This window comes from Blautia stercoris (assembly GCF_054657695.1).
Genome location: NZ_BAAHYF010000001.1, coordinates 1,986,396 through 2,009,977, shown reverse-complemented (window position 1 = coordinate 2,009,977; position 23,582 = coordinate 1,986,396). Strand labels below are relative to the sequence as shown.

Annotated in this window: 12 protein-coding genes; 8 read left to right on the top strand and 4 right to left on the bottom strand. The window is 40.8% G+C overall.

Features of this window, described 5'->3' with window-relative positions; all coding sequences use genetic code 11:
* Positions 1-36: 36 nt before the first annotated feature.
* Positions 37-3,519: an InlB B-repeat-containing protein gene (locus ACYQ2D_RS09630; RefSeq protein WP_459785270.1), complete on the bottom strand. Its 3,483-nt coding sequence runs from the start codon at positions 3,517-3,519 to the stop codon at positions 37-39.
* Between the two features lie 292 nt (positions 3,520-3,811).
* Here ACYQ2D_RS09630 and ACYQ2D_RS09625 point away from each other — a divergent pair, with 292 nt between their 5' ends.
* Positions 3,812-4,942 (top strand): glycerate kinase family protein, encoded by a 1,131-nt coding sequence (locus ACYQ2D_RS09625; protein WP_118701196.1) that lies wholly within the window; start codon positions 3,812-3,814, stop codon positions 4,940-4,942.
* 103 nt (positions 4,943-5,045) lie between these two features.
* Here ACYQ2D_RS09625 and ACYQ2D_RS09620 read toward each other — a convergent pair whose 3' ends face one another.
* The 3 genes from ACYQ2D_RS09620 to pyrG are packed head-to-tail and all read right to left on the bottom strand — an operon-like array spanning position 5,046 to position 12,687.
* Positions 5,046-6,530 carry a glutamate synthase subunit beta gene (locus ACYQ2D_RS09620; RefSeq protein ID WP_187558756.1) on the bottom strand — a complete coding sequence of 495 codons (1,485 nt, stop codon included), beginning with the start codon at positions 6,528-6,530 and terminating at the stop codon, positions 5,046-5,048.
* A gap of 2 nt (positions 6,531-6,532) precedes the next feature.
* Positions 6,533-11,068, bottom strand: coding sequence for a glutamate synthase large subunit (gltB, locus tag ACYQ2D_RS09615; protein ID WP_459785269.1), 4,536 nt, complete (start codon positions 11,066-11,068; stop codon positions 6,533-6,535).
* Positions 11,065-12,687, bottom strand: coding sequence for a CTP synthase (pyrG, locus tag ACYQ2D_RS09610; protein ID WP_459785268.1), 1,623 nt, complete (start codon positions 12,685-12,687; stop codon positions 11,065-11,067). Before pyrG ends, gltB begins: the two co-directional genes overlap by 4 nt.
* A 499-nt stretch (positions 12,688-13,186) precedes the next feature.
* On the opposite strand from pyrG, the gene ACYQ2D_RS09605 reads away from it, so the two are divergent.
* The 7 genes from ACYQ2D_RS09605 (at position 13,187) to aspS (ending at position 23,570) form a co-directional block, all read left to right on the top strand.
* A complete protein-coding gene (locus ACYQ2D_RS09605) occupies positions 13,187-15,292 on the top strand; it encodes a glutamine synthetase III family protein (protein ID WP_459785266.1) in 2,106 nt (701 codons plus the stop codon).
* Between the two features lie 12 nt (positions 15,293-15,304).
* A complete protein-coding gene (gene purF, locus ACYQ2D_RS09600) occupies positions 15,305-16,720 on the top strand; it encodes an amidophosphoribosyltransferase (protein WP_022303382.1) in 1,416 nt (471 codons plus the stop codon).
* A gap of 337 nt (positions 16,721-17,057) precedes the next feature.
* Complete coding sequence (locus ACYQ2D_RS09595; RefSeq protein WP_187558758.1) at positions 17,058-18,797, top strand: ammonium transporter; 1,740 nt, start codon at positions 17,058-17,060, stop codon at positions 18,795-18,797.
* A 193-nt stretch (positions 18,798-18,990) separates the two neighbouring features.
* Complete coding sequence (gene glnA, locus ACYQ2D_RS09590; protein ID WP_459785265.1) at positions 18,991-20,322, top strand: type I glutamate--ammonia ligase; 1,332 nt, start codon at positions 18,991-18,993, stop codon at positions 20,320-20,322.
* Positions 20,323-20,346: 24 nt separating this feature from the next.
* A complete protein-coding gene (locus ACYQ2D_RS09585; protein ID WP_459785264.1) occupies positions 20,347-20,898 on the top strand; it encodes an ANTAR domain-containing response regulator in 552 nt (183 codons plus the stop codon).
* A gap of 38 nt (positions 20,899-20,936) precedes the next feature.
* On the top strand, positions 20,937-22,151 hold the full coding sequence (locus tag ACYQ2D_RS09580; protein WP_459785263.1) for an LL-diaminopimelate aminotransferase: 1,215 nt from the start codon (positions 20,937-20,939) through the stop codon (positions 22,149-22,151).
* A gap of 90 nt (positions 22,152-22,241) precedes the next feature.
* Positions 22,242-23,570, top strand: a complete 1,329-nt coding sequence (aspS, locus tag ACYQ2D_RS09575) for an aspartate--tRNA(Asn) ligase (RefSeq protein ID WP_459785262.1) — start codon at positions 22,242-22,244, stop codon at positions 23,568-23,570.
* Positions 23,571-23,582: the final 12 nt, after the last annotated feature.

The window sequence follows — 23,582 nt, the reverse complement described above, 5'->3', positions numbered from 1 at the left end:
TGCTAAAGGAAGCTTTTGATTAATTATTTACCTGTATTATTTGCTTTTTTTCTTCAGCAGTTTTGTTCCTGTTAAAGTTGTGCATGAGACAGCTAAGAGTGCAATCCAAATCATAACGTTTGTATCATCTCCTGTTTTTGGAGAAGTAGTGGCAGAAGTACTTGTTCCGGTTGTGGAAGTTTTGCCTGTAGAGGCTGTTGTTTTTCCATTGGTTGAAGTATTTGTTGTACTGCCTGTTGTTTTGGTGGTACCGTTCGTTTTGTCTGTAGTGCTGTTATTTGCATTGTTGCTGTTGTTTTTATTATCGTTACCGTTATTGGTATTATCGTTCTTGTTGTCGTTATCGCCGTTGTTGATATTATCGTTCTTGTTGTCGTCATCACCATCATTTTTATTGTCGTCATTTTTATTGTCATCATTCTTTTTGTCTGTAATAGTGAAAACAATTTCGGCAGAGGAACCAGCGTAGTTGCCGATACCTGTAACAGTTAACCTGTAGCTTCCAGCGTTGATAAATTCTGTATCAGCAAAATTTTTTGCTTCAGAATCATCTCCGTAGATGCAGGAAGCAGTGTAATCAACACCTTCTGTTAAAACAGTTTTTCCATCTTTTACAGTCAGAGCCGGTGTTTTAGCTGTTCCATCATAAGAAGCAGAATCGGAATCTAAAGCAACATCAAAAGTAAGTTCTTTTGGCGTAATCGTAAATGTTTTTTCTACGGTTCCGTAGTAATTTCCAATACCGGTAACTACTACAGTGTAAGTGTCTGCGTTTGTAAATTTACCATCGGATTCTGTTCCATCTTCGTTTTTGTAAGTAATGAAATAATCCGTTCCTTCTGTTAAAACAGTTTCTCCATCCTGTACCATTACAGAAGGGGTAAGTTCTTCACCGGTATAAGTCTGATTTTCAATGTCTGCTACAGTGAAGGTATTTGTTACAGCATTTGTTATGAACTTATCTAATGGAGGTGTAGTTTCAACACCTGTAGTCCAGTATAATTCTTCAAGTGGGTCATTATTGACATCATTACCAATCTGTGTACCATTTTCAATATGACGGCTTGCACTTGTAACCTTTACATTTCCGGAAATGGCATTTCCCGGTGTTGCGTTTTTGGAAGTACGAGAGGTAGCTCCCTGAAGGAAAGCTTCGGAAGTTGTAATCATTCCGTTTCCAATGACTGCATTTCCGCCGTTGCCCCAGAGTACGTCGCCACCGATAGCAATAACTTTTCCATTTCCTGTGATGTTACCGTTGTCTAATTCAATAGCAGAACCGCCTTCTGCATAGAGAAGTACGTTTCCACCACCACCATAAGTAACGAGTACGGCATTATCTTCAAGATTTACAGTTCCGTCTTTTACGAGAAGGGCAGTCTGTCCAAGGTCACTTCCTGCTTCATCCCCGGCAATAAATACCTGACCTTTTACAGTTACATTTCCATTTGCTACAACGACTGCTTCAGAACTGCTGCGGTCTGTTAAGTCGCCGTTTGCAAGATAGTTAATGTGAGAGTAAATAGATGCATTTTCAAGGATAGCACCATCCTGCAGGCGAAGCTGTCCACAAAGAGAAGCGCCTGTAGTAAATTCTTGACTGTAAGAATCATAGTTCATAGAGAATGTACCGCCGTTCTGTACGTCGATGATTCCCTGAACAACAGAATCGGAAAGAGTCAGCTTACCGCCGGATTCTACTACGATGCGGACACTGCTGAGGATTTCCATACTTGTCATAGTCAGATTGCATCCAGCCGGAATGTAAAGGGTCTGTGGAATGTCTCCGGATTTTACCTGTTTCCATGGAAGGTCGTATCCAAGATAACCATAAGTACCACTTTGATGGGAACCAAACCATGCTTCTAAATCTTTTGGAACACGAACGCTGTTTTCTTCGCCTTCTACATTGCTTCCGAAGTTTTTGATTGCCCATGGTTCCATGATATCCCATGCATAAAGACCATTTCCATACTGTTTTAAATTGTCGGTAGTCAGACGGTCTGCTAAAGTTTCTTCGCCTGTGTAAACATTAAATGGTAAGGAGTTGCTGACAGCGGTTCTTCCCTGGGTATCTGTTATAGATACGGAAATAAGATAAGCACCGGCATCTTTTGGAGTACCGTTTAATGTCAAGTCACTGCTGAGGGTCATGTAAACTCCGCTCATGCCACTGTCGCTGTCGGCAGGAGTTCCTTTTTCTGTATTCGGAACAATGCTGACACTGCATTTGCTTCCGTTTAGGTTGATTTTTGAAGAATGGTCAAGTTCTTCCCAGTCTGCGTCTGTTGGTTCAGTCCCTTTTGCTGTGATGGCACCGTAAACTTTTGCAGAACTGTTTTTGCTGCTGGTAGCGCCACCAACACTTGCGCTTGATACGCTGTCATAGTTCTGCTGACCAATGATGGCTGATTCAAAAGAGCCTTCCAGTTTTACGTGAAGTTCATAAGGGTCGCCCTGTCCGTCATCAGCAACTAAAGAGGCATTTCCATTTGTATCAATTACAAATTTGAAAGTCAGTTCCTGATATCCATCAGCAGTAAGTGTGATAACATCACCGCTTTTTAAAACAGGGATTTCAGGATTTGTACTGAAATCTTTTGCGGAGAAAACCAAAACATTATTATCGGTATCTTTATAGTATTTACCACCGGCAGATGGTTTAAAAGAAGAGTTTTCCCAGGATTCTCCATTTACTTTTACGTCGGTAACGGATGTAGCATAGTTATCTGCATTTTGGAAAGAAAGCTTCCAGTTTGTTCCGAAGAAATCAGTTGCAATGCTTAACTGGTCCAGTTCGATTTTTACCGGTTCAGCAGGTTTTATTTTTTTAAAAGAAGCTGATACAGTTACATCTTCTTCCGGCATGATAAAAGTATAAACACCGTCTGTATTCTGAAGGGCAACTTCAGTTCCGGTTGTTATACCTGTAACTTTAATGGTATCAAGTTCATAGTTTTCAGCTGGTGCAGGTGTTACGGTAACAGTAGTGCCTTTTTTGATTTCTTTTGTTGCGCTAAGCTGTACATTTCCGTTTTCGGTTTCGGATGCAGTAGCAGAATAGGTTTTTTCAGTAGGTGCTACAACAGTTGCAGTATAAACATAAGGATAAGAAGAAGTATTTTTTGTTACCTGAAGGTTTAAATCCTGATATCCGTCTGCAGAAATTTTAATAGCTGCAGGATAAGTAGAAGGATTTACGATTTTCAGGGCTGTGTAGCTTCCGTAAGCACCAGTCACACTTCCGACTTCCCAGAGGTTTCCGTTTGACCCCCAGCTGTTAATGGTTCCCTTTGTATAAGTCGTATCATTTACAACGACATTATTAATTGCATTCATCCAGCCCGTATCTTCAAAGCCAAGCGTTAAGATTTCGGTCATAAATCCGGTGACAGAGCATTCGGTCACTGCGGTTGGTGCTGCTTTATCTCCTGCCGCTAAAACAGGTGAGTATGTCGTAGACAGACAAATCAGTAAAGATAAGAGCAGGGACGCAATTTTTTTCCATATTTTTTTCATATCTCTCTCCTTGTAAATATTTGATTTTTCTAATGTTAGAATGGCTGCTAATACGATTAAAGATAGTCCCCCTTTCACTATAATAATTAGCACATCTGATAAAACAAAAGTTAGTATATTCTAACAATGGTAATACAATGCTACCAACAATTACCAATGGTGTCAATGAAAAAAAACTTATTGAAAAAAATTATCTGTAAGACACAAAAATGCGATAGAAAGTATACGGAAATCTTTTATCAAACCTATAAAAATGGTATAATGTACCCAATAAATCAAGGAGGTGATTGAATTGAAGAAAGTAGTTTTAATCCCCGATTCATTTAAAGGAACATTATCTTCTGCGCAGATTTGTGACATTATGGAGCAGAATGTGAAGAAACACTTTCCGGAGTGTGAGGTTGTTAAAATTCCGGTTGCTGATGGAGGAGAGGGCAGTGTAAACTGTTTTCTGACTGCTGCAGGTGGAGAAAAGAGAAAGGTTATCGTTAAGAATCCTTACATGGAGGATATGGAAGCATTTTATGGGATTTTGCCGGATAAGACAGCGGTGATTGAGATGGCAGCATGTGCAGGACTTCCGCTTGTGGAGAATCGTCAAAATCCAGAAGTGACAACGACGTATGGTGTCGGTCAGCTGATGCTTGATGCTGTGGAGCATGGTTGTAAGAAGATAGTAGTTGGGCTTGGCGGTTCGTGTACAAATGATGCTGGTGCAGGAGCGGCGGCGGCAGTTGGAGTTGAATTTTTTGATAAAGATGGAGAGAAATTGATTCCGACAGGCGGAACACTTGGAAAAGTTGCAAAAATTTCGATGGAAAATATGGATGAGCGAATTAAGAGTGCACAGATTATCACGATGTGCGATATTGATAATCCAATGTATGGAAAATCGGGGGCAGCTTATATTTTCGGACCGCAAAAAGGTGCGGATGATGAAATGGTGCAGCGGCTGGATGCAAATTTAAGAAAATTTGCAGAGCGGATACAGACAGAAATCGGAAGAGATATTTCGAATATCCATGGAGGCGGAGCAGCAGGTGCAATGGGAGCCGGTATGGTTGCTTTCTTTGATTCAAAGCTTCAGATGGGAATTGAAACCGTACTTGATATTGTAAAATTTGATGAATTAATCCAGGGTGCAGATTTGATTTTCACCGGTGAAGGAAAAATGGACAGCCAGAGCCTTCGTGGAAAAGTGGTAATTGGAGTCGGAAAACGGGCTAAGAGACAAGACGTTCCGGTTGTGGTTGTGACAGGAGATGCAGAAGAAGTAGAAGATGCTTATGATATGGGGATTTCGGCAGTCTTTTCAACGAATCGGGTAGCAAGAGATTTTTCAGTAATCCGATATAAGAGTAAAGAATATATGGAAGTCACAATGGATAACATTATGAGGCTGATTAAAATTGTGAATAAATAGGGAGAAATTAGAAAAAATAAAAAGAGCGGAGACTTGGATTTTAGGTGAGTCCCCGCTCTTTTAAATTTAAGAGGTTTTTGTATATGGATTAGAGGTTTAAGTTTTATAAGTTCGAGTAACCCATCAGGGAAGCGTCCACTGCCTCAGCAGCTTTTCGTCCTTCACGGATTGCCCATACGACCAGAGACTGTCCTCTGTGCATATCTCCTGCGGTAAATACGCCAGGAACAGAAGTTTCATACTGGTCAGGTTTTGTTGCAACATTGGTTCGTGGAGTTAAGTCCACTTTAAATGCATCGGTTACGTATTTCTGGCTTCCAAGGAAACCGGCTGCGATTAATACAAGCTGAGCTTCTATGATGGTTTCACTGCCTTCGACCGGAACCATATTCATACGTCCTGTCTTTTCATCTTTTTTCGGTTCAAGCTTTACAAGTTTTGCTTTTTGTACGTTACCTTTGTCGTCTTTGATAAATTCGGTTACTGTGGTCTGATAGATACGTGGGTCATGTCCAAAGACTGCGATAGCTTCTTCCTGGCCGTAATCTGTCTTGCAGATACGAGGCCATTCCGGCCATGGATTCATTTCTGTTCTTTCATCTGGTGCTTTTGGCATCATCTCAAGCTGTGTGACAGATTTTGCACCAAGACGAATTGCAGTTCCGACACAGTCATTTCCGGTATCACCGCCACCGATTACAACGACGTGTTTTCCTTTTGCAGAAACAAAGTTTTTATCTTTGAAATTGGAATCTAAAAGGCTCTTTGTAATAGAAGAGAGGTAGTCAACTGCAAAGAAAATATTGTTGGCTTCACGTCCCGGAACTTTAATGTCTCTTGGATTAGAAGCACCACAGCATAAAACAATGCGGTCAAAATCTTTTTGGAGTTCTTTTGCAGTGATGTCTTTTCCGACATCTACACCTGTCTTAAAGACAACTCCTTCTTCTTCCATGAGTTTGATACGTCTGTCAATCACAGATTTATCAAGCTTCATGTTCGGGATTCCATAGCGGAGCAGACCGCCGATTCTGTCTTTTCTTTCAAAAACAGTAACCTGATGTCCGCGACGGTTTAACTGCATGGCAGTTGCAAGACCGGACGGACCGCTTCCTACAACGGCAACTTTTTTGCCGGTACGAACTTTTGGAATCCTTGGAGTCACCCATCCGTTTGCATAAGCAGTTTCAATAATGGCACGTTCATTTTCCTTTGTGGAAACCGGTTGGGAATCCAGATTACAGGTGCAGGCTGCCTCACAAAGGGCAGGGCATACTCTGCAGGTAAATTCAGGGAAACAATGGGTTTTGGTTAAACGGGTATAAGCTTGTTCCCAGTTTCCGTGATAAACTAAATCATTTAATTCCGGAACTAAATTGTGAAGCGGACATCCGGAAGCCATTCCGGCAATCATTGTACCGGCCTGGCAGAACGGAACGCCACATTCCATGCAGCGTGCGCCCTGTTTCTGTTGTTCCTCTTTTTTTAAAGGGGTACGAAATTCGTTAAAGTGTTTAATTCGGTCTTTTGGTGCTTCGACTTTTGCTGTCTCTCTTTTATATTCTAAAAATCCTGTTGGTTTTCCCATGATTATTCTGCTCCTTTCTGAAAGTTTTCATTGAAGGCTTCTAACTGTGCTTCTTCTGGTGACATGCCCATTTCTTCCAGTTTGGTAGCCATAGTAATCATTTTTTTGTAGTCATCCGGAATAATCTTTTTGAATTTCGGCAGATATTCCTGGAAGTTGTCGAGTACTTCCTGACCTTTTTCAGAACCGGTAGCAGCAACATGAGCTGCAATCATGTTATGAAGTTCCTGAATATCAGATTTTAATTCTACTTTTTCAATAGAAATCATAGATTTATTCAGGTTTTTATACAATTCATTTTTATCATCAAGTACATAAGCGACACCACCGCTCATACCAGCTGCAAAGTTCTTGCCGGTTTTGCCAAGGACAACCACACGTCCACCTGTCATGTATTCACATCCATGTTCGCCGACACCTTCAACAACTGCGTAAGCACCGGAGTTACGAACTGCAAAACGTTCACCGGCTACACCACAGATATAAGCAGTACCGCTTGTTGCACCATAGAGAGCAACGTTACCGGTAATAATGTTTTCATCTGCTTTATAATTTCTTTTCTTCGGAGGATAAAGTACAATCTTACCACCGGAGAGACCTTTACCCATGTAATCGTTGCAGTCACCGCAGAGAGTTAAAGTGAGTCCTTTTGGAACGAAGGCTGCGAAACTTTGTCCGCCGGCTCCATTACAGTTGATGGTGATGGTATCATCTGGCAGTCCGTCTTTATGATGTCTTGTAATTTCTGCGCCAAGGATGGTAGCAAATGCACGGTCTGTATTGGTAACTTCTACATCGATAGAGGCTTTTTCACCTTTTTCGATGGATTTCTGAAGTTTTTTCAGAAGAATTTTTTCATCTTTTGTCTCTTCCAGTTTGAAGTCATAAACCTGAGCCGGGTCGAAGGTTACTTTCTGTCCTTCTTTGGCGAATGGATTATTTAAGATTGCACTTAAATCAATCTTAGATGCCATCGGGCTTTCTGGATGTTCTTTTACTTTTAAGAGGTCTGTTCTTCCGACCATCTCATCGAGTGTACGGATTCCAAGTTTTGCCATGTATTCACGCAGTTCCTCGGCAATAAAGCGCATGAAGTTTACAACATATTCCGGTTTTCCACGGAAACGTTTTCTAAGTTCCGGATTCTGAGTAGCAACACCAACTGGACAGGTATCTAAGTTGCAGACTCTCATCATAACGCATCCCATTGTTACAAGCGGAGCAGTAGCAAAACCGAATTCTTCTGCACCAAGTAAAGCTGCGATTGCAACGTCACGTCCGCTCATTAATTTACCATCGGTCTCAATCATGACACGGTTACGAAGTCCGTTCATAAGCAGAGTCTGATGGGTTTCAGCAAGACCGAGTTCCCATGGAAGTCCGGCATTGTGGATAGAACTCTGCGGAGCAGCACCTGTACCACCGTCATAACCGGAAATCAGGATAACCTGTGCACCGGCTTTTGCAACACCGGCTGCGACGGTACCGACACCGGCTTCAGAAACCAGTTTTACGGAAATACGGGCATTTTTGTTTGCATTTTTCAGGTCGTAGATTAACTCTGCCAAATCTTCGATGGAGTAGATGTCGTGGTGCGGTGGCGGAGAAATTAAGCTGACACCTGGGGTTGAATGTCTGGTTTTTGCAATCCAAGGATAAACTTTCTTAGCAGGTAAGTGTCCGCCTTCACCAGGTTTTGCTCCCTGTGCCATTTTAATCTGAATTTCTTTTGCACTGACTAAGTAACGGCTGGTAACACCGAAACGTCCGGATGCAACCTGTTTGATTGCAGAACAACGGTCTACTTTGCTTCCGGCACTGTCAAGACGCTCATCACTTTCTCCACCTTCACCGGTATTTGATTTTCCGTGAAGCATGTTCATTGCGATTGCAAGTGTTTCATGAGCTTCCTGAGAAATAGAACCGTAAGACATTGCACCGGTTTTAAAGTGTTTTACGATTTCATCTACACTTTCTACTTCCTCAATCGAGATAGGATTTTCAGCAAAATTGAAATCCATCAAACTTCTCAGATAACCACTCTGTTCTTTATCAACCATGCTGGTGTACTGTTTGAATAGGTTATAATCTCCACGTTTGGTTGCCTGCTGTAATGCATGAATGGTCTGTGGATTGTAACGATGTTTTTCGCCTTCACTTTTTGCTTTGTGCATACCAAGACTGTCGAGCTGAAGATTTGTGGTAAGTCCAAGTGGGTCAAATGCTTTGGAGTGACGGGCATCAACATCTTTTTCAATATCTTTTAAGGTAATACCACCGACACGGCTTACAGTACCGGTGAAATATTTTTCAATGACATCGGCGGAAATACCGATTGCTTCAAAAATCTTAGAACCCTGATAGGACTGGATAGTAGAAATACCCATTTTAGAAGCAATTTTTACGATACCGTGAAGGATTGCGGAATTGTAATCATTTACGGCAGCGTAGTAATCTTTATTTAATAAGTTATTGTCGATTAATTCCTGGATTGTATCCTGTGCAAGGTAAGGGTTTACGGCACATGCACCATAACCAAGCAGGGTGGCAAAGTGGTGGACTTCTCTTGGTTCACCGGATTCAAGGATGATGGCAAGAGAGGTTCTTTTCTTTGTTTTTACAAGGTACTGATGAACTGCGGATACAGCTAACAGAGATGGAATCGGCATGTGGTTTTCATCGACCCCGCGGTCAGAGAGCACTAAGATGTTTGCTCCATCTTTATAAGCTTTGTCAACTTCTACAAAAAGGCGGTCAATTGCACGGTCAAGCGGTGCGCTCTTATAATAGGTAATCGGAACGACAGCCACTTTAAATCCTTTTACATTCATGTGTTTGATTTTCAGCATATCTGTGTTGGTCAAAATTGGGTTGTTGACTTTTAATACCTGGCAGTTTTCAGGCTGTTCGTGAAGCAGGTTTCCATCTTTTCCTACATAAACGGTTGTGCTGGTTACAATTTCTTCACGGATTGCATCGATAGGCGGGTTGGTAACCTGTGCAAAAAGCTGTTTAAAATAGTTAAATAATGGCTGATGTTTTTCTGAAAGAACGGCAAGTGGAGTATCTGTACCCATTGCAGCGATTCCTTCTGAACCATTTAATGCCATGTTATAAATGGACTGACGGTATTCTTCGTAAGTGTAGCCAAATGCCTGCTGCATTTTTGTCAGTTCCGTACCTTCATAATCCTCAACACGCACGTTTGGAATTTTTAAGCTCTTTAATTCGACCAGATTGCTGTCCAGCCATTCACCATAAGGCTGTTTGGTTGCATATCTTTCTTTTAAGGTATCATCGTCTACGATTTCCCCTTTTACAGTATCAACTAAAAGGATTTTTCCTGGATGCAGACGTTCTTTTAATACGATGTCCTCTTCAGGAACCGGCATAACGCCAACTTCTGAAGAAAGGATAACGTCACCGCTCTTTGTGATATAGTAACGGGATGGACGAAGACCATTTCTGTCAAGTACAGCTCCCATAACATCACCGTCAGAGAACAGGATAGAAGCAGGACCGTCCCAAGGCTCCATCATAGTTGCATAGTACTGATAGAAATCACGTTTTTCCTGAGTTAAGGTCTGATTGTTTGCCCATGGTTCAGGAATACAAATCATAACGGCAAGTGGTAAATCCATACCATTCATAACTAAAAATTCAAGAGTGTTGTCAAGCATTGCGGAGTCAGAACCTCTGGTATCAACAACCGGAAGTACTTTATGAAGCTGTCCTTTTAGATAGTCAGAAGCCATGGTTTCTTCACGTGCGAGCATCTTATCGGCATTTCCACGAATGGTGTTGATTTCACCGTTATGTACCATAAAACGGTTCGGATGAGCACGTTCCCAGCTTGGGTTTGTGTTGGTACTGAAACGGGAGTGAACCATTGCGATAGCAGATTCATAATCTGCATCCTGTAAATCTTTAAAGAATGTACGAAGCTGTCCAACAAGGAACATACCTTTGTAAACGATGGTACGGCTTGACATGGAAGCAACGTAAGTGTTGTCATTACTCTGTTCAAATACACGGCGTGCGATGTAGAGGCGTCTGTCAAATGGAAGTCCTTTTTCTACATCATCAGGTTTCTGGATAAATGCCTGAACGATATGTGGCATTTTTTCGAGTGCTTTGTGTCCAAGTACCTCCGGACATACCGGAACATCACGGAATCCTAAAAATTCCAGACCTTCTTTTTCTACGATGATTTCAAACATCTTTTTCGCCTGATTGCATTTTAATTCATCCTGTGGCAGGAAGAGAACGGCAATACCGTATTCTCTTTCTCCACCGATTTTGATACCCTCTTTTTTGCAGGCTTTGGAAAAGAATTTATGTGAAATCTGAAGCAGGATACCAACACCATCACCGGTTTTTCCTTCTGCATCTTTACCGGCTCTGTGCTCTAAGCTCTCTACGATTTTTAATGCATTTTCAACAGTTTTGTGGCTTTTGATACCTTTGCTGTTTACAACTGCACCGATACCGCAGTTATCATGTTCAAATTGCTGTCGATATAAACCTTGTTCTCTCATATTGATTGACCTCTTTCCTTTTTATATGTGGCAGCCGCCTGCACCAGTCCTTTAAATAGCGGATGTGCATGATTCGGTCTTGATTTTAATTCTGGATGACCCTGAGTACCGACGAAGAATGGATGCTCGGTAATTTCAATCATCTCTACAATTCGTCCGTCCGGAGAAAGTCCGACAAGACTCATTCCATTTTCTTCAAGCTGTTTACGATAGTCATTATTTACTTCATAGCGGTGTCTGTGACGCTCGGCGATATCCTGTTTTCCATATAATTCGTAGGATTTTGTTCCTTCTTTTAATTTACAAGGATAAGAACCAAGTCTTAAGGTTCCGCCTAAGTCTTCAATTCCGTCCTGTTCCGGCATAAGAGCAATGACTGGATGAAGGGTGTCCGGATTTAATTCAATGCTGTTTGCATCGTGATATCCGAGGACATTTCTTGCAAATTCAATAATTGCAACTTGCATACCAAGACAGATACCGAGGAATGGAATTTTGTGTTCTCTTGCATACTGAACGGCAAGAATTTTTCCTTCGGTTCCTCTGGTTCCAAAACCTCCGGGAACAAGGATTCCGTCGAGTCCTTTTAAAGATTCCTCATAATTTTCTATGGTAAGATGTTCGGAATCAATCCAGTGGATGTGGACATTGGCATGATTTGCGATACCGCCGTGTTTTAAGGCTTCCACTACACTTAAGTAAGCGTCATGAAGCTGAATGTATTTTCCGACAATTGCAATGTCTACTTCTGTCTGAGGATGTCTTAAATCGTTTACCATTGATTTCCAGTCATCCAAATCCGGTTGTGGACAAGGAAGTTTTAGTGATTCGCATACAACCTGTGCCAGATTTTCTTTTTCCATGGCAAGAGGTGCTTCATATAAATATTCTACATCAAGATTCTGTAATACGTGGCTTTGCGGTACGTTACAGAATAAAGCGATTTTATCTTTAATATCCTGACCAATTGGATGTTCGGAACGGCAGACTAAAATGTCCGGCTGAAGTCCCATTCCCTGAAGCTCTTTTACACTTGCCTGTGTCGGTTTTGTTTTTAATTCTCCGGATGCCTTTAAATAAGGAATCAGAGTAACATGAATTAAGATAGCATTTTCATGTCCGACATCATGCTGAAATTGTCTGATTGCTTCTAAGAATGGCTGACTTTCGATATCACCTACCGTACCGCCAACTTCGATAATAGCGATTCGCTCTTCATCAGGAAATTTTGCACGGTAGAAACGGCTTTTAATTTCATTTGTAATATGAGGGATAACCTGAACAGTCCCTCCGCCGTAATCCCCATGTCGTTCTTTTTGAAGAACGGACCAGTAAATTTTACCGGTTGTAACATTGGAATTTTTATCAAGGCTTTCATCAATAAAGCGTTCATAATGTCCAAGGTCAAGGTCAGTTTCTGTACCGTCGTCTGTGACGAATACTTCACCATGCTGGATGGGATTCATTGTACCTGGATCTACATTAATGTAAGGGTCAAACTTCTGCATGGTGACCTGATAGCCTCTGGCTTTTAATAAGCGTCCTAAAGATGCGGCGGTGATTCCTTTTCCGAGACCGGAAACAACACCACCTGTAACAAATACATATTTTACTGCCATCACATTTTCCTCCTGCTGTTGTTTCATTATCAGAAACAGGTTATGCGGTCCTGAGTCTGATAAATAAGATAATTTCATGGGATTACCGTGAAATCAAAAAAGGCGTCGAAACTCCCATAGAAAATACTATGGAAATTCGACGCCTTTGTCGTTTTCTATTCATTATGTAAGTTATCAGTCGTTTTCGGGAAGTTCTTGGAACTCCGAAAATTATGCAAATACTATAGCTCATTTTTTTTTATTTGTAAATCCCTTTTTTGAATTTTTTTTTTGAAAAAATTTTTTTAAAAAAAGTGATTGACAAATTTCTTTTTCCGTGCAATACTACATGGCATAAAGCAAAGGCGCTTTGAACTACAAAAGTTCAGAGTGCCTTTTTTGTTTTTACCAGAGTCAAAAATTGAAAACCAAACCAATCCGTAGGTAAAAACAAATTTAAGTAATAATTTTAAAAGAAAAAACAATCACATGAAGAAAAATGGAAAGGAGTGCTGTGAATATGTCAAAAGATATTCCTACACTGTATGGAAGCCTTGTTTTCAGTGACAAGGTAATGCGTAACAAATTACCGAAGGATGTTTACAAAGCTCTTCGCAAAACAATTGAAAATGGAACTCATCTGGAACTGGATGTTGCAAATTCCGTAGCTGTTGCCATGAAAGAGTGGGCAGTAGAAAACGGAGCAACACATTTCACTCATTGGTTCCAGCCAATGACAGGATTTACTGCTGAAAAACATGACAGCTTTATTACTCCGGTTGGAGAAGGCGAAGTTATCATGGAATTTTCAGGAAAAGAACTGGTAAAAGGTGAGCCTGATGCTTCCAGCTTTCCATCCGGTGGTTTAAGAGCTACATTTGAAGCAAGGGGTTATACAAACTGGGATCCAACATCACCGGCTTTCATTAAAGATAATACCTTATACATTCCGACAGCATTTTGTTCCTGGAGTGGAGAGGCGCTGGATAAGAAAACTCCGCTTCTTCGTTCTATGGAAGCGTTAAACAAAGAAGCTGTTAAGATTTTAAATTTATTAGGAAATACAGAAGTAACAAGTGTTACAACAACCGTGGGTCCGGAACAGGAATATTTCTTAATTCCAAAAGAATTATATGCAAAACGCCGTGATCTGATTTTTACCGGAAGAACTTTATTCGGGGCTTCCGCACCAAAAGGACAGGAAATGGAAGACCATTACTTTGGCGCATTAAAACCAAGAGTTGCAGCCTACATGCATGATTTGGATGAAGAGTTATGGAAACTTGGTATTCCTGCAAAAACAAAACATAATGAAGTTGCTCCGGCACAGCATGAGCTGGCACCGGTATTTGATACCACAAACGTAGCGGTTGACCACAATCAGCTGACAATGGAAATTATGAAGAAAGTTGCAGAAAAACATGACCTTGTCTGCCTGCTTCATGAAAAACCATTTGATGGAATCAACGGAAGTGGAAAACATAACAACTGGTCTGTTTCTACCAATACAGGAGTAAACTTATTAGACCCGGGAAAAACACCGGCAGAAAACATTCAGTTCTTAGTATTCTTAGTAGCAGTTATCAAAGCTGTCGATGAATATGCTGATTTAATGCGTGTATCTGCTTCCGGAGCCGGAAACGACCATCGTCTTGGTGCAAATGAAGCACCGCCGGCAATTGTTTCTATCTTCATCGGAGATGAACTGACGGAAATTTTAAAATCAATCGAAGAAGATAAATTCTTCAATGCACATAAAACCATTCAAATGGATATCGGTGCTCATGTACTTCCTCATTTTACAAAGGATACAACAGATAGAAACCGTACATCACCATTTGCATTTACCGGAAATAAATTTGAATTCCGTATGCTTGGTTCTTCTGCATCTGTTGCAAGTCCGAATGTTGTATTAAATACAGCAGTTGCTGAGGCTCTGGCACAGTTCTACAAAGAATTGGAAGGAACAGCACCGGAAGATATGGAAACAGCAGTGCATGAATTAATCAAACGTGCAATCAGAAAACATAAAAAAGTAATCTTCAATGGAAATGGTTATACAGACGAGTGGATTAAAGAAGCAGAGGAGAGAGGACTTTACAATCTGGTTTCTACTCCGGATGCACTTCCACAGTTTATCGCTGATAAAAACATTGAATTATTTACAAAACATAGTGTATTTACAAAAGAAGAAATTTATTCTCGTTATGAAATTTTACTTGAGAACTATGTAAAGACTATCAATATTGAATCTAAGACATTACAGGAAATGCTGACAAAAGACTTTATTCCGGCAGTAAACGGATATGCAGCAGAAGTTGCAGTCAATGCAAATGAAAAGAAAGCATTAATCGAAGGTCTGGCAACAACAGCCGAAGAATCTATTGTAAAAGAATTAACAGAAGCTTCTAATACCTTATCTGCAAAAGTAGCAGAATTAAAAGCTGTAACAGAAAAAGCAGATGCGGCAGCAGAAGAAGATATGCAGAAAGCAGCAGAATCCTTCCATAAAGATGTATTAACTTTAATGGATGAGATGAAAGATGTTGCAAATGCAGCTGAGGAAAAGATTCCAGACGAAGAACTGCCTTATCCAACTTATGACCAGATGTTATTTTATGTCTAAGGAGAGGGAGTCATGGAATTCTTACCAGAATGTGAAATAAAAGAAGAATGTGGTGTATTTGGAATTTTTAATCCGGATGGCGGAGATGTTGCCCCATCTATCTACTATGGACTGAGTTCACTTCAGCATAGAGGTCAGGAATCCTGTGGTATTGCAGTCTGTGATACCATGGGACCAAAAGGCAACATGAATGCACATAAGGGTATGGGACTTGTGAATGAAGTATTTAAAGAAGAAACTTTAAATAATCTTCACGGAAATCTTGGAGTTGGTCATGTGCGCTACTCCACAACCGGAGCTGCAAATATTAATAATGCACAGCCTCTGGTATTGAATTATATTAAGGGAACACTTGCGCTGGCTCACAATGGAAACCTGGTAAATACGGCAGAGCTTCGCTCAGAGCTGGAACGAACCGGTGCAATTTTCCATACAACAACTGATTCAGAGCTCATAGCCTATTTCATTGCAAGAGAAAGGGTAAATGCCCACAATGTAGAAGAAGCAATTCTTCATACAGCAAAAAAAATTCGTGGCGCTTATGGATTGGTAATTGCCAGTCCGCGTAAACTCATTGGCGTCAGAGACCCTCTTGGCTTAAAACCACTTTGTCTCGGAAAACGCGATGGAAGTTATATGATTGCCTCTGAAAGCTGCGCCCTTTCTGCAATCGGCGCAGAATTTATCCGTGATATCCGTCCGGGCGAAATCGTAACGATTACCAAGGACGGAATCACTTCAAACTGTCAGCTTTGTCAGGAAAAAAGAGCACATTGCATTTTTGAGTATATTTATTTTGCAAGGCTTGACAGTACAATAGATGGTATTAACATTTACGATGCCCGTATTCGTGCAGGTGCCGCACTTGCGGCAGCTTATCCTGTCGATGCGGATTTGGTTGTGGGAGTTCCGGACTCAGGTATTCCCGCAGCGAAGGGCTATTCAGAAGCTTCCGGAATCCCGTTCGGAATAGCCTTTTATAAAAACAGCTATGTGGGAAGAACGTTTATTAAACCGACACAAAAAGAACGTGAATCCAGTGTACGCTTGAAGCTGAATGTATTAGAGCCGGTTGTCCGTGGAAAACGAATTATTTTAGTTGATGACTCTATTGTCCGTGGAACAACAATGGCAAATCTGATTCGAATGCTCAAAAAAGCGGGAGCAGTAAGCGTTCATGTACGTGTGAGTTCTCCGCCGTTCCTGTATCCTTGCTACTTTGGAACGGACATTCCATCCAACAAACAACTTATTGCGTCTTCCCACACAGCAGATGAAATCAGAGAGATAATCGGTGCCGAGTCACTTGGTTATATGAAATTAGAAGATTTGCAGTCAATGGTAGGAGAACTGCCAATCTGCAGGGCGTGTCTTGATGGAAAGTATCCGATGGATATTACAGGACATACCGAGGACAAAAAACAGTAATTGCGGAAATGTAAGGCATTTTCCGATTACATATATCACATTTCGATACCCACGAATTGCTTCGCTGTAAACAGCTCACGCAATTCTGCAAACATTCGAAATCCGCTAATTTACTTTGTAAATTGCTACTTTCTCATGTTTGTGCGGGTCGTAAAGTCAAAAGTGTTATCGTGCAAGCACGAACGACTTTTGACCTTCGACCCTGGTATCATCACATTTTTCTTTATGCGACGGTGCGTATTTTGTGAGAGCAAAGTGCGCACCTTTTTGTATTTTAGAAAAATGTTGTATAAATAAAATTTAGAAAAATGTGAGCTTGAGGAAAGGGGAAATTAATATGGATTATTCAGCAGTAAATACGATATGGGTGCTTCTTGGCGCCGCATTAGTATTCTTTATGCAGGCTGGTTTCGCTATGGTAGAAACCGGTTTTACCCGCGCAAAAAACGCTGGTAACATTATTATGAAAAACTTAATGGACTTTTGTATCGGAACACCGGTCTTCTGGCTGGTTGGTTTCGGAATTATGTTTGGTGCAGGAAATGGCTTTTTTGGTTCGATTTCCGGTATCGCTTCAGAAAGTAATTATGGAACAGCAATGCTTCCGGATGGAGTTCCGTTTTGGGCATTTCTGATTTTTCAGACAGTATTCTGTGCAACATCTGCAACAATTGTTTCCGGTGCTATGGCTGAGAGAACAAAATTCTCTTCTTACTGCATCTACAGTTTCTTAATCAGTTTAGTTGTTTACCCGGTATCCGGTCACTGGATTTGGGGCGGCGGCTGGTTATCACAGATGGGATTTCATGATTTCGCCGGTTCCTGCGCCGTTCATATGGTCGGTGGAGTTGCTGCCTTAGTTGGTGCAAAAATCTTAGGACCTCGTATTGGAAAATATTCAAAGAGTGGAAAATCAAAAGCAATCCCGGGACATAACCTGACAATCGGTGCACTTGGTGTATTTATCTTATGGTTCTGCTGGTTTGGATTTAACGGTGCATCTACCGTTTCCATGGAAGGCGATGCAATTGTAACCGCAGGTAAAATTTTCGTAACAACAAACCTTGCAGCTGCAGTTGCAACTTTAACCGTACTTGCAATCACATGGGTAAGATACAAAAAACCAGATGTATCTATGTCCTTAAACGGTTCCCTGGCTGGTCTGGTAGGAATCACCGCAAGTTGTGATACCGTATCTCCGACATCTGCTGCAATTATCGGTATCTTAGCCGGATTTGTAGTTGTATTTGGTATTGAGTTTATCGACAAAGTATGTAAAATTGATGACCCGGTGGGTGCTGTCGGTGTACACGGAATGTGTGGTGCACTTGGAACACTTTGTGTAGGTCTTTTCTCTGATGGAACAGGTACAGAGTGGAAAGGACTTTTTACAGGCGGTGGATTTAAATTATTAGAAGTTCAGTTTATCGGATTTATCGCAACCGTTGCATGGGTTGTTGTAACAATGGTTATCATTTTTAACGTATTAAAACATACCGTAGGTCTTCGTGTATCTGCCGATGAAGAAATCGCAGGTCTGGATATCAGAGAGCATGGTCTTGCAAGCAGTTATGCAGACTTTGTTACAACCGATAACATGGGCGGTGGAAATGTTCCAAACGTAATGGGAACAAAGAGAGGACCGGTAGAATCTCCGGCTGCAACTCAGGCTCCGGCAGAACTGGTGAAAGAGCCGAAAGTTGGTACCGATGTACATAAACTGACAAAAGTGGTTATTATCACACGTAGAAATAAACTCGATGAATTTATGCAGGCAATGAATGAAATCGGTGTAACAGGTGTTACCATCACAAACGTATTAGGCTGTGGTGTACAGAAAGGTGCAACCGCTTACTATCGTGGTGTTGAAATGGATATGAATCTGCTTCCGAAAGTAAAAATTGAAATCGTTGTGAGCTTAGTACCGGTCGAAAAAGTAGTGGAAGCTGCAAAAGCAGTGCTTCATACCGGACAGATTGGTGACGGTAAAGTCTTCGTATATGATATTGAAAATGTAGTGAAGATTCGTACCGGAGAAGAAGGTTATCTGGCACTTCAGGATACCTCGGAAGAGTAAAAAAGTTAAAAAAAAAGACCATCTAAAAAAAGATGGTCTTTTTCTATTGACAAGAAAAATCGAGATTGCTATAATACCAAACATAAATGAAAGAACAAAGGCGTTCTTATTTGGAGGGTAAAACTCTCTAAATAAGAGCGCCTTTTTTGTTGATTGAATAAAAAAACAACTCGTAAGAGAGAGGAGATTATGCATGGAAAATTACACGAAGGAAGCCATATTGCAGATGGCAGAAGAGGAAGATGTCGAGTTTATCCGTCTTCAGTTTACAGATATGTTCGGATGCCTGAAAAATATTGCAATTCCTTACAGTAAACTGGAGAAAGCGATGGATAATAAATGTGTGATCGACGTTTCTTCTATTGAAGGATTTGTCCGTGATGAAGAATATGACATGTATTTATATCCGGATTTATCTACGTTTTCCATTTTACCGTGGCGTCCACAGCAGGGAAAAGTTGCCAGATTTGTGTGCGATATTTACAACGAAGACGGCACTCCTTATATAGAAAGTCCAAGATATATTTTAAAGAAAGCATTAGAAAAAGCGAAAGCAAAAGGTTATACCTTGATGGTCAATCCGGAGTGCGAATTTTTCTTATTCCATACCGATGATAATGGAATGCCGACAACAACAACTCATGAAAAAGCCGGGTATATGGATTTGAGTCCGATTGATTTAGGTGAGAATGCAAGAAGAGATATGGTATTAACATTAGAAGAAATGGGATATGATATTGAATCTTCTCATCATGAAATTGCACCGGGACAGCATGAGATTGATTTTGAATATTCTGAGGCAATGGAAACAGCCGATAAGGTCATGACCTTTAAGACAGCGGTTCGTACCATTGCAAAACGTCACGGACTGCATGCGACATTCATGCCGAAGCCGAGAGCCGGAGTCAATGGTTCAGGGATGCATGTCAATATGATGCTGATGAAAGATGGAAAAAATGTATTCACCGATAAAAATGATGAACTTGGATTAAGTAAAGAAGCGTATCAGTTTATGGCTGGTATTTTTGCTCACATCAAAGGCATGACCGCAATTTGCAATCCATTGGTTAACTCTTATAAACGTCTGGCACCGGGATTTGAGGCACCGTCTGATATTACCTGGTCTTCGAGACAGAGAACTGCACTGATCCGTGTTCCGCAAAATGTAGAAGATGGAACCAGATTAGAACTCAGGAGTCCGGATGCATCTTCTAATCCATATCTGGTACTGGCGCTTTGTCTGGAAGCAGGTCTTGACGGAATTGAGAAACAGATGGAACTCTCACCGGAATTAAAACGAAGCATAAGGAAATTAAACAAAAAAGAAAAAGAAGAAATGGGAATCGATTCCCTGCCTGAGAATTTAAACGATGCCTTAAATGAGTTTCATGCAGATGAATTGGTCAAAGAGGTATTGGGAAAAGATTTTACAAAATATTATCTGAAAGCAAAAAAAGAAGAATGGTTAGAATACATGGAGCAGGTATCTGAGTGGGAACTTGAACAGTATCTGTACCGTGTGTAAAAAATAAAGAGCAGGAGGCAGTACATGAGCAGCATCATTATTGTATTACCAAAAATCGAAGATGCGAAAAAAATCAAGAAAATACTGATGCAGCATGGATTTGATAATATCATATCATGCGCTACAGGTGCCTCTGCTCTTATGGAAATGAATAAACAGTCCGGAGGGCTTGTAATCAGCGGATATAAACTTCCGGATATGTATTACACCGAGCTCGCAGACATGCTCCCGAGTTTTTATGAAATTCTTTTAATTGGTTCAGCAAATGTGGTAAGTTCCGCACAGTCAGGAATCATGGCAGTCACAATGCCGATTCGGGTTCATGAACTGGTTAACACCGTGGAAATGCAGATGATGCAGATTCAGCGTCGTTTAAAGAAACAGAAAAAGAAACCAAAACCAAGAAGTGAGAGGGAGCAGAATTATATTCAGAATGCAAAGCGGCTTCTGATGGACAGAAACCATTTGACAGAGGAAGAAGCTTACAGATATATACAAAAGTGCAGTATGGACAGTGCAACCAGTATGGTCGAGACTGCACAGATGATATTGACTTTAATCTATGATGAAGTATAAGCATAAAGACAAATATAAGCAAAAAGGAGAAATGTGATATGTTTACAATTAATGAAAATTATTTAAAACTGCCGGGAAGTTATCTTTTTTCAAATATTGCAAAAAAGATTAATGCGTATCAAAGTGAAAATCCGGAAGCAGAAATTCTTCGCCTTGGAATCGGAGATGTGACACAGCCGCTTGCACCGGCAATTATTGAAGCTTTGCATAAAGCAGTAGATGAGATGGCAAATGCAGAAACCTTTCATGGTTATGCACCGGATCTTGGTTATGAATTTTTAAGAAGTGCTATTGCAAAAAATGATTATAAAGACCGAGGCTGTGCTATTGCAGCAGATGAAATCTTTGTATCTGACGGTGCAAAATGTGATTCCGGTAATATTCAGGAAATCTTTGGTCTGGATAATAAAATTGCAGTATGCGATCCGGTTTATCCGGTTTATGTAGACACCAACGTTATGGCGGGAAGAAGTGGGGAATATAATCCAAATACTCAGAACTTTGATGGCATGATTTATATGCCGTGTCTGGAAGAAAATGATTTTGTGCCGGAGTTCCCAAAAGAGAATCCGGATATCATTTACCTATGTTTCCCAAATAACCCGACCGGTGCCACAATTACCAAAGCACAGCTTCAGGAATGGGTAGATTATGCAAAACGTATCGGTGCAGTTATCATCTATGATGCAGCGTATGAAGCATATATTACAGAGGAAGAAATTCCACACAGCATTTATGAATGTGAAGGTGCAAGAGAGTGTGCAATTGAACTTCACAGTTTCTCAAAAAATGCCGGATTTACAGGCGTTCGTCTTGGATATACCGTAGTTCCGAAAGATTTAAAATGCGGTGATGTACAGCTTCATTCTTTATGGGCAAGACGTCACGGAACAAAATATAACGGTGCTCCGTACATTGTACAAAGAGCCGGTGAAGCCGTTTATTCAGATGCCGGAAAAGCTCAGTTAAAAGAGCAGGTTGCTTATTATATGCAGAATGCAAAAGTTATTTATGAAGGCTTAAAAAATGCAGGATATTCTGTATCCGGCGGTGTGAATGCCCCTTATATCTGGTTAAAGACACCGGATAAAATGACTTCATGGGAGTTCTTTGATAAGTTACTTCATGAAGCAAATGTAGTTGGTACTCCGGGAAGTGGATTTGGTGCTCATGGAGAAGGATACTTCCGTTTATCAGCATTCGGAAGTCATGAAAATACAATAAAAGCAGTAGAGCGAATTACAAAGATGTAATAACAGGCGTGAGAACGCGTGATTTGCGTCCCGGGGTCTGGATGCCCCGGGATGTCTGTTTTTAAAAACGCGATAAAGGAGAAATGTGATATGGAATTTGTTACAGGTGTAAAAGAAAAAGAGACAATGGAACTGCCAGAAGTTATCATACAGGAAGAAGGAACAGAAGTTATCGTAGAAGGTGCAATTCACAGCATCCGAAATATGGGTGAGATTGCATTTGTCATCTTAAGAAAAAGAGATGGTCTCATTCAGACTGTATGGGAAGAAAATAAGACAAATCTGGATATCTCTGAATTAAAAGAAGCTGCCTGTGTCAGTGTAAAAGGAGTCGTAAAAGATGAAGAAAGAGCTCCGCACGGAAAAGAAGTCCGTCTGGAACAAATTACCATTTTATCACAGCCGACTGCTCCGCTTCCACTTGCGATTGATAAATGGAAATTAAATACCTCACTTGAAACGAAACTGGATATGCGTTCGGTTTCTCTTAGAAACTTAAAAGAAAGAGCGAGATTTAAAATTCAGGAGGCAATCTGCAGAGGATTTCGTGAGTATCTTTATGCACAAGGCTTTACGGAGATTCACACTCCAAAGGTTGGGGCAAAAGGCGCAGAAGGTGGTTCCAATATGTTTAAGTTAAGTTATTTCCATACACCGGCGGTGCTGGCACAGAGTCCCCAGTTTTATAAACAGATGATGGTTGGCGTGTTTGACCGCGTCTTTGAAACCGGCCCGGTTTTTCGAGCAGAGAAACACAACACCAGACGTCATTTAAATGAATATACCAGTCTTGATTTTGAGATGGGATACATTGACAGTTTCCTTGATATCTGTGAAATGGAAACCGGATTTTTGCAATATACGATAGAATTATTAAAGAAAGATTATGCAAAGGAATTAAAGATGCTTGGAATCACACTTCCAAACGTGGAAAAAATTCCATATGTCCGCTTTGATGAAGCAAAACGTCTGGTATCTGAAAAATATAACAGAAAAATTCGCAATCCATTTGACTTAGAACCAGAAGAAGAAGAGTTAATCGGTAAATATTTTAAAGAAGAATATGATGCCGATTTTGTATTTGTCACCCATTATCCGTCAAAGAAGAGACCGATGTATGCAATGGATGACCCGGAAGATGACAGATATACCTTAAGCTTTGACCTCTTATTTAAAGGACTTGAGATCACAACCGGAGGTCAGCGTATTCATGATTATAACATGCTGGTAGAAAAAATCGAAAAGAGAGGCATGAGCCAGGAGGGAATGGAACAGTACTTAGATACCTTCAAATATGGCATGCCGCCTCATGGTGGACTTGGAATCGGACTGGAGCGACTGACAATGCAGCTTTTAGGAGAGGACAACGTAAGAGAAGCATGCCTGTTCCCAAGAGATATGAAACGTTTGGAGCCGTAAGAAAGGAGAAAC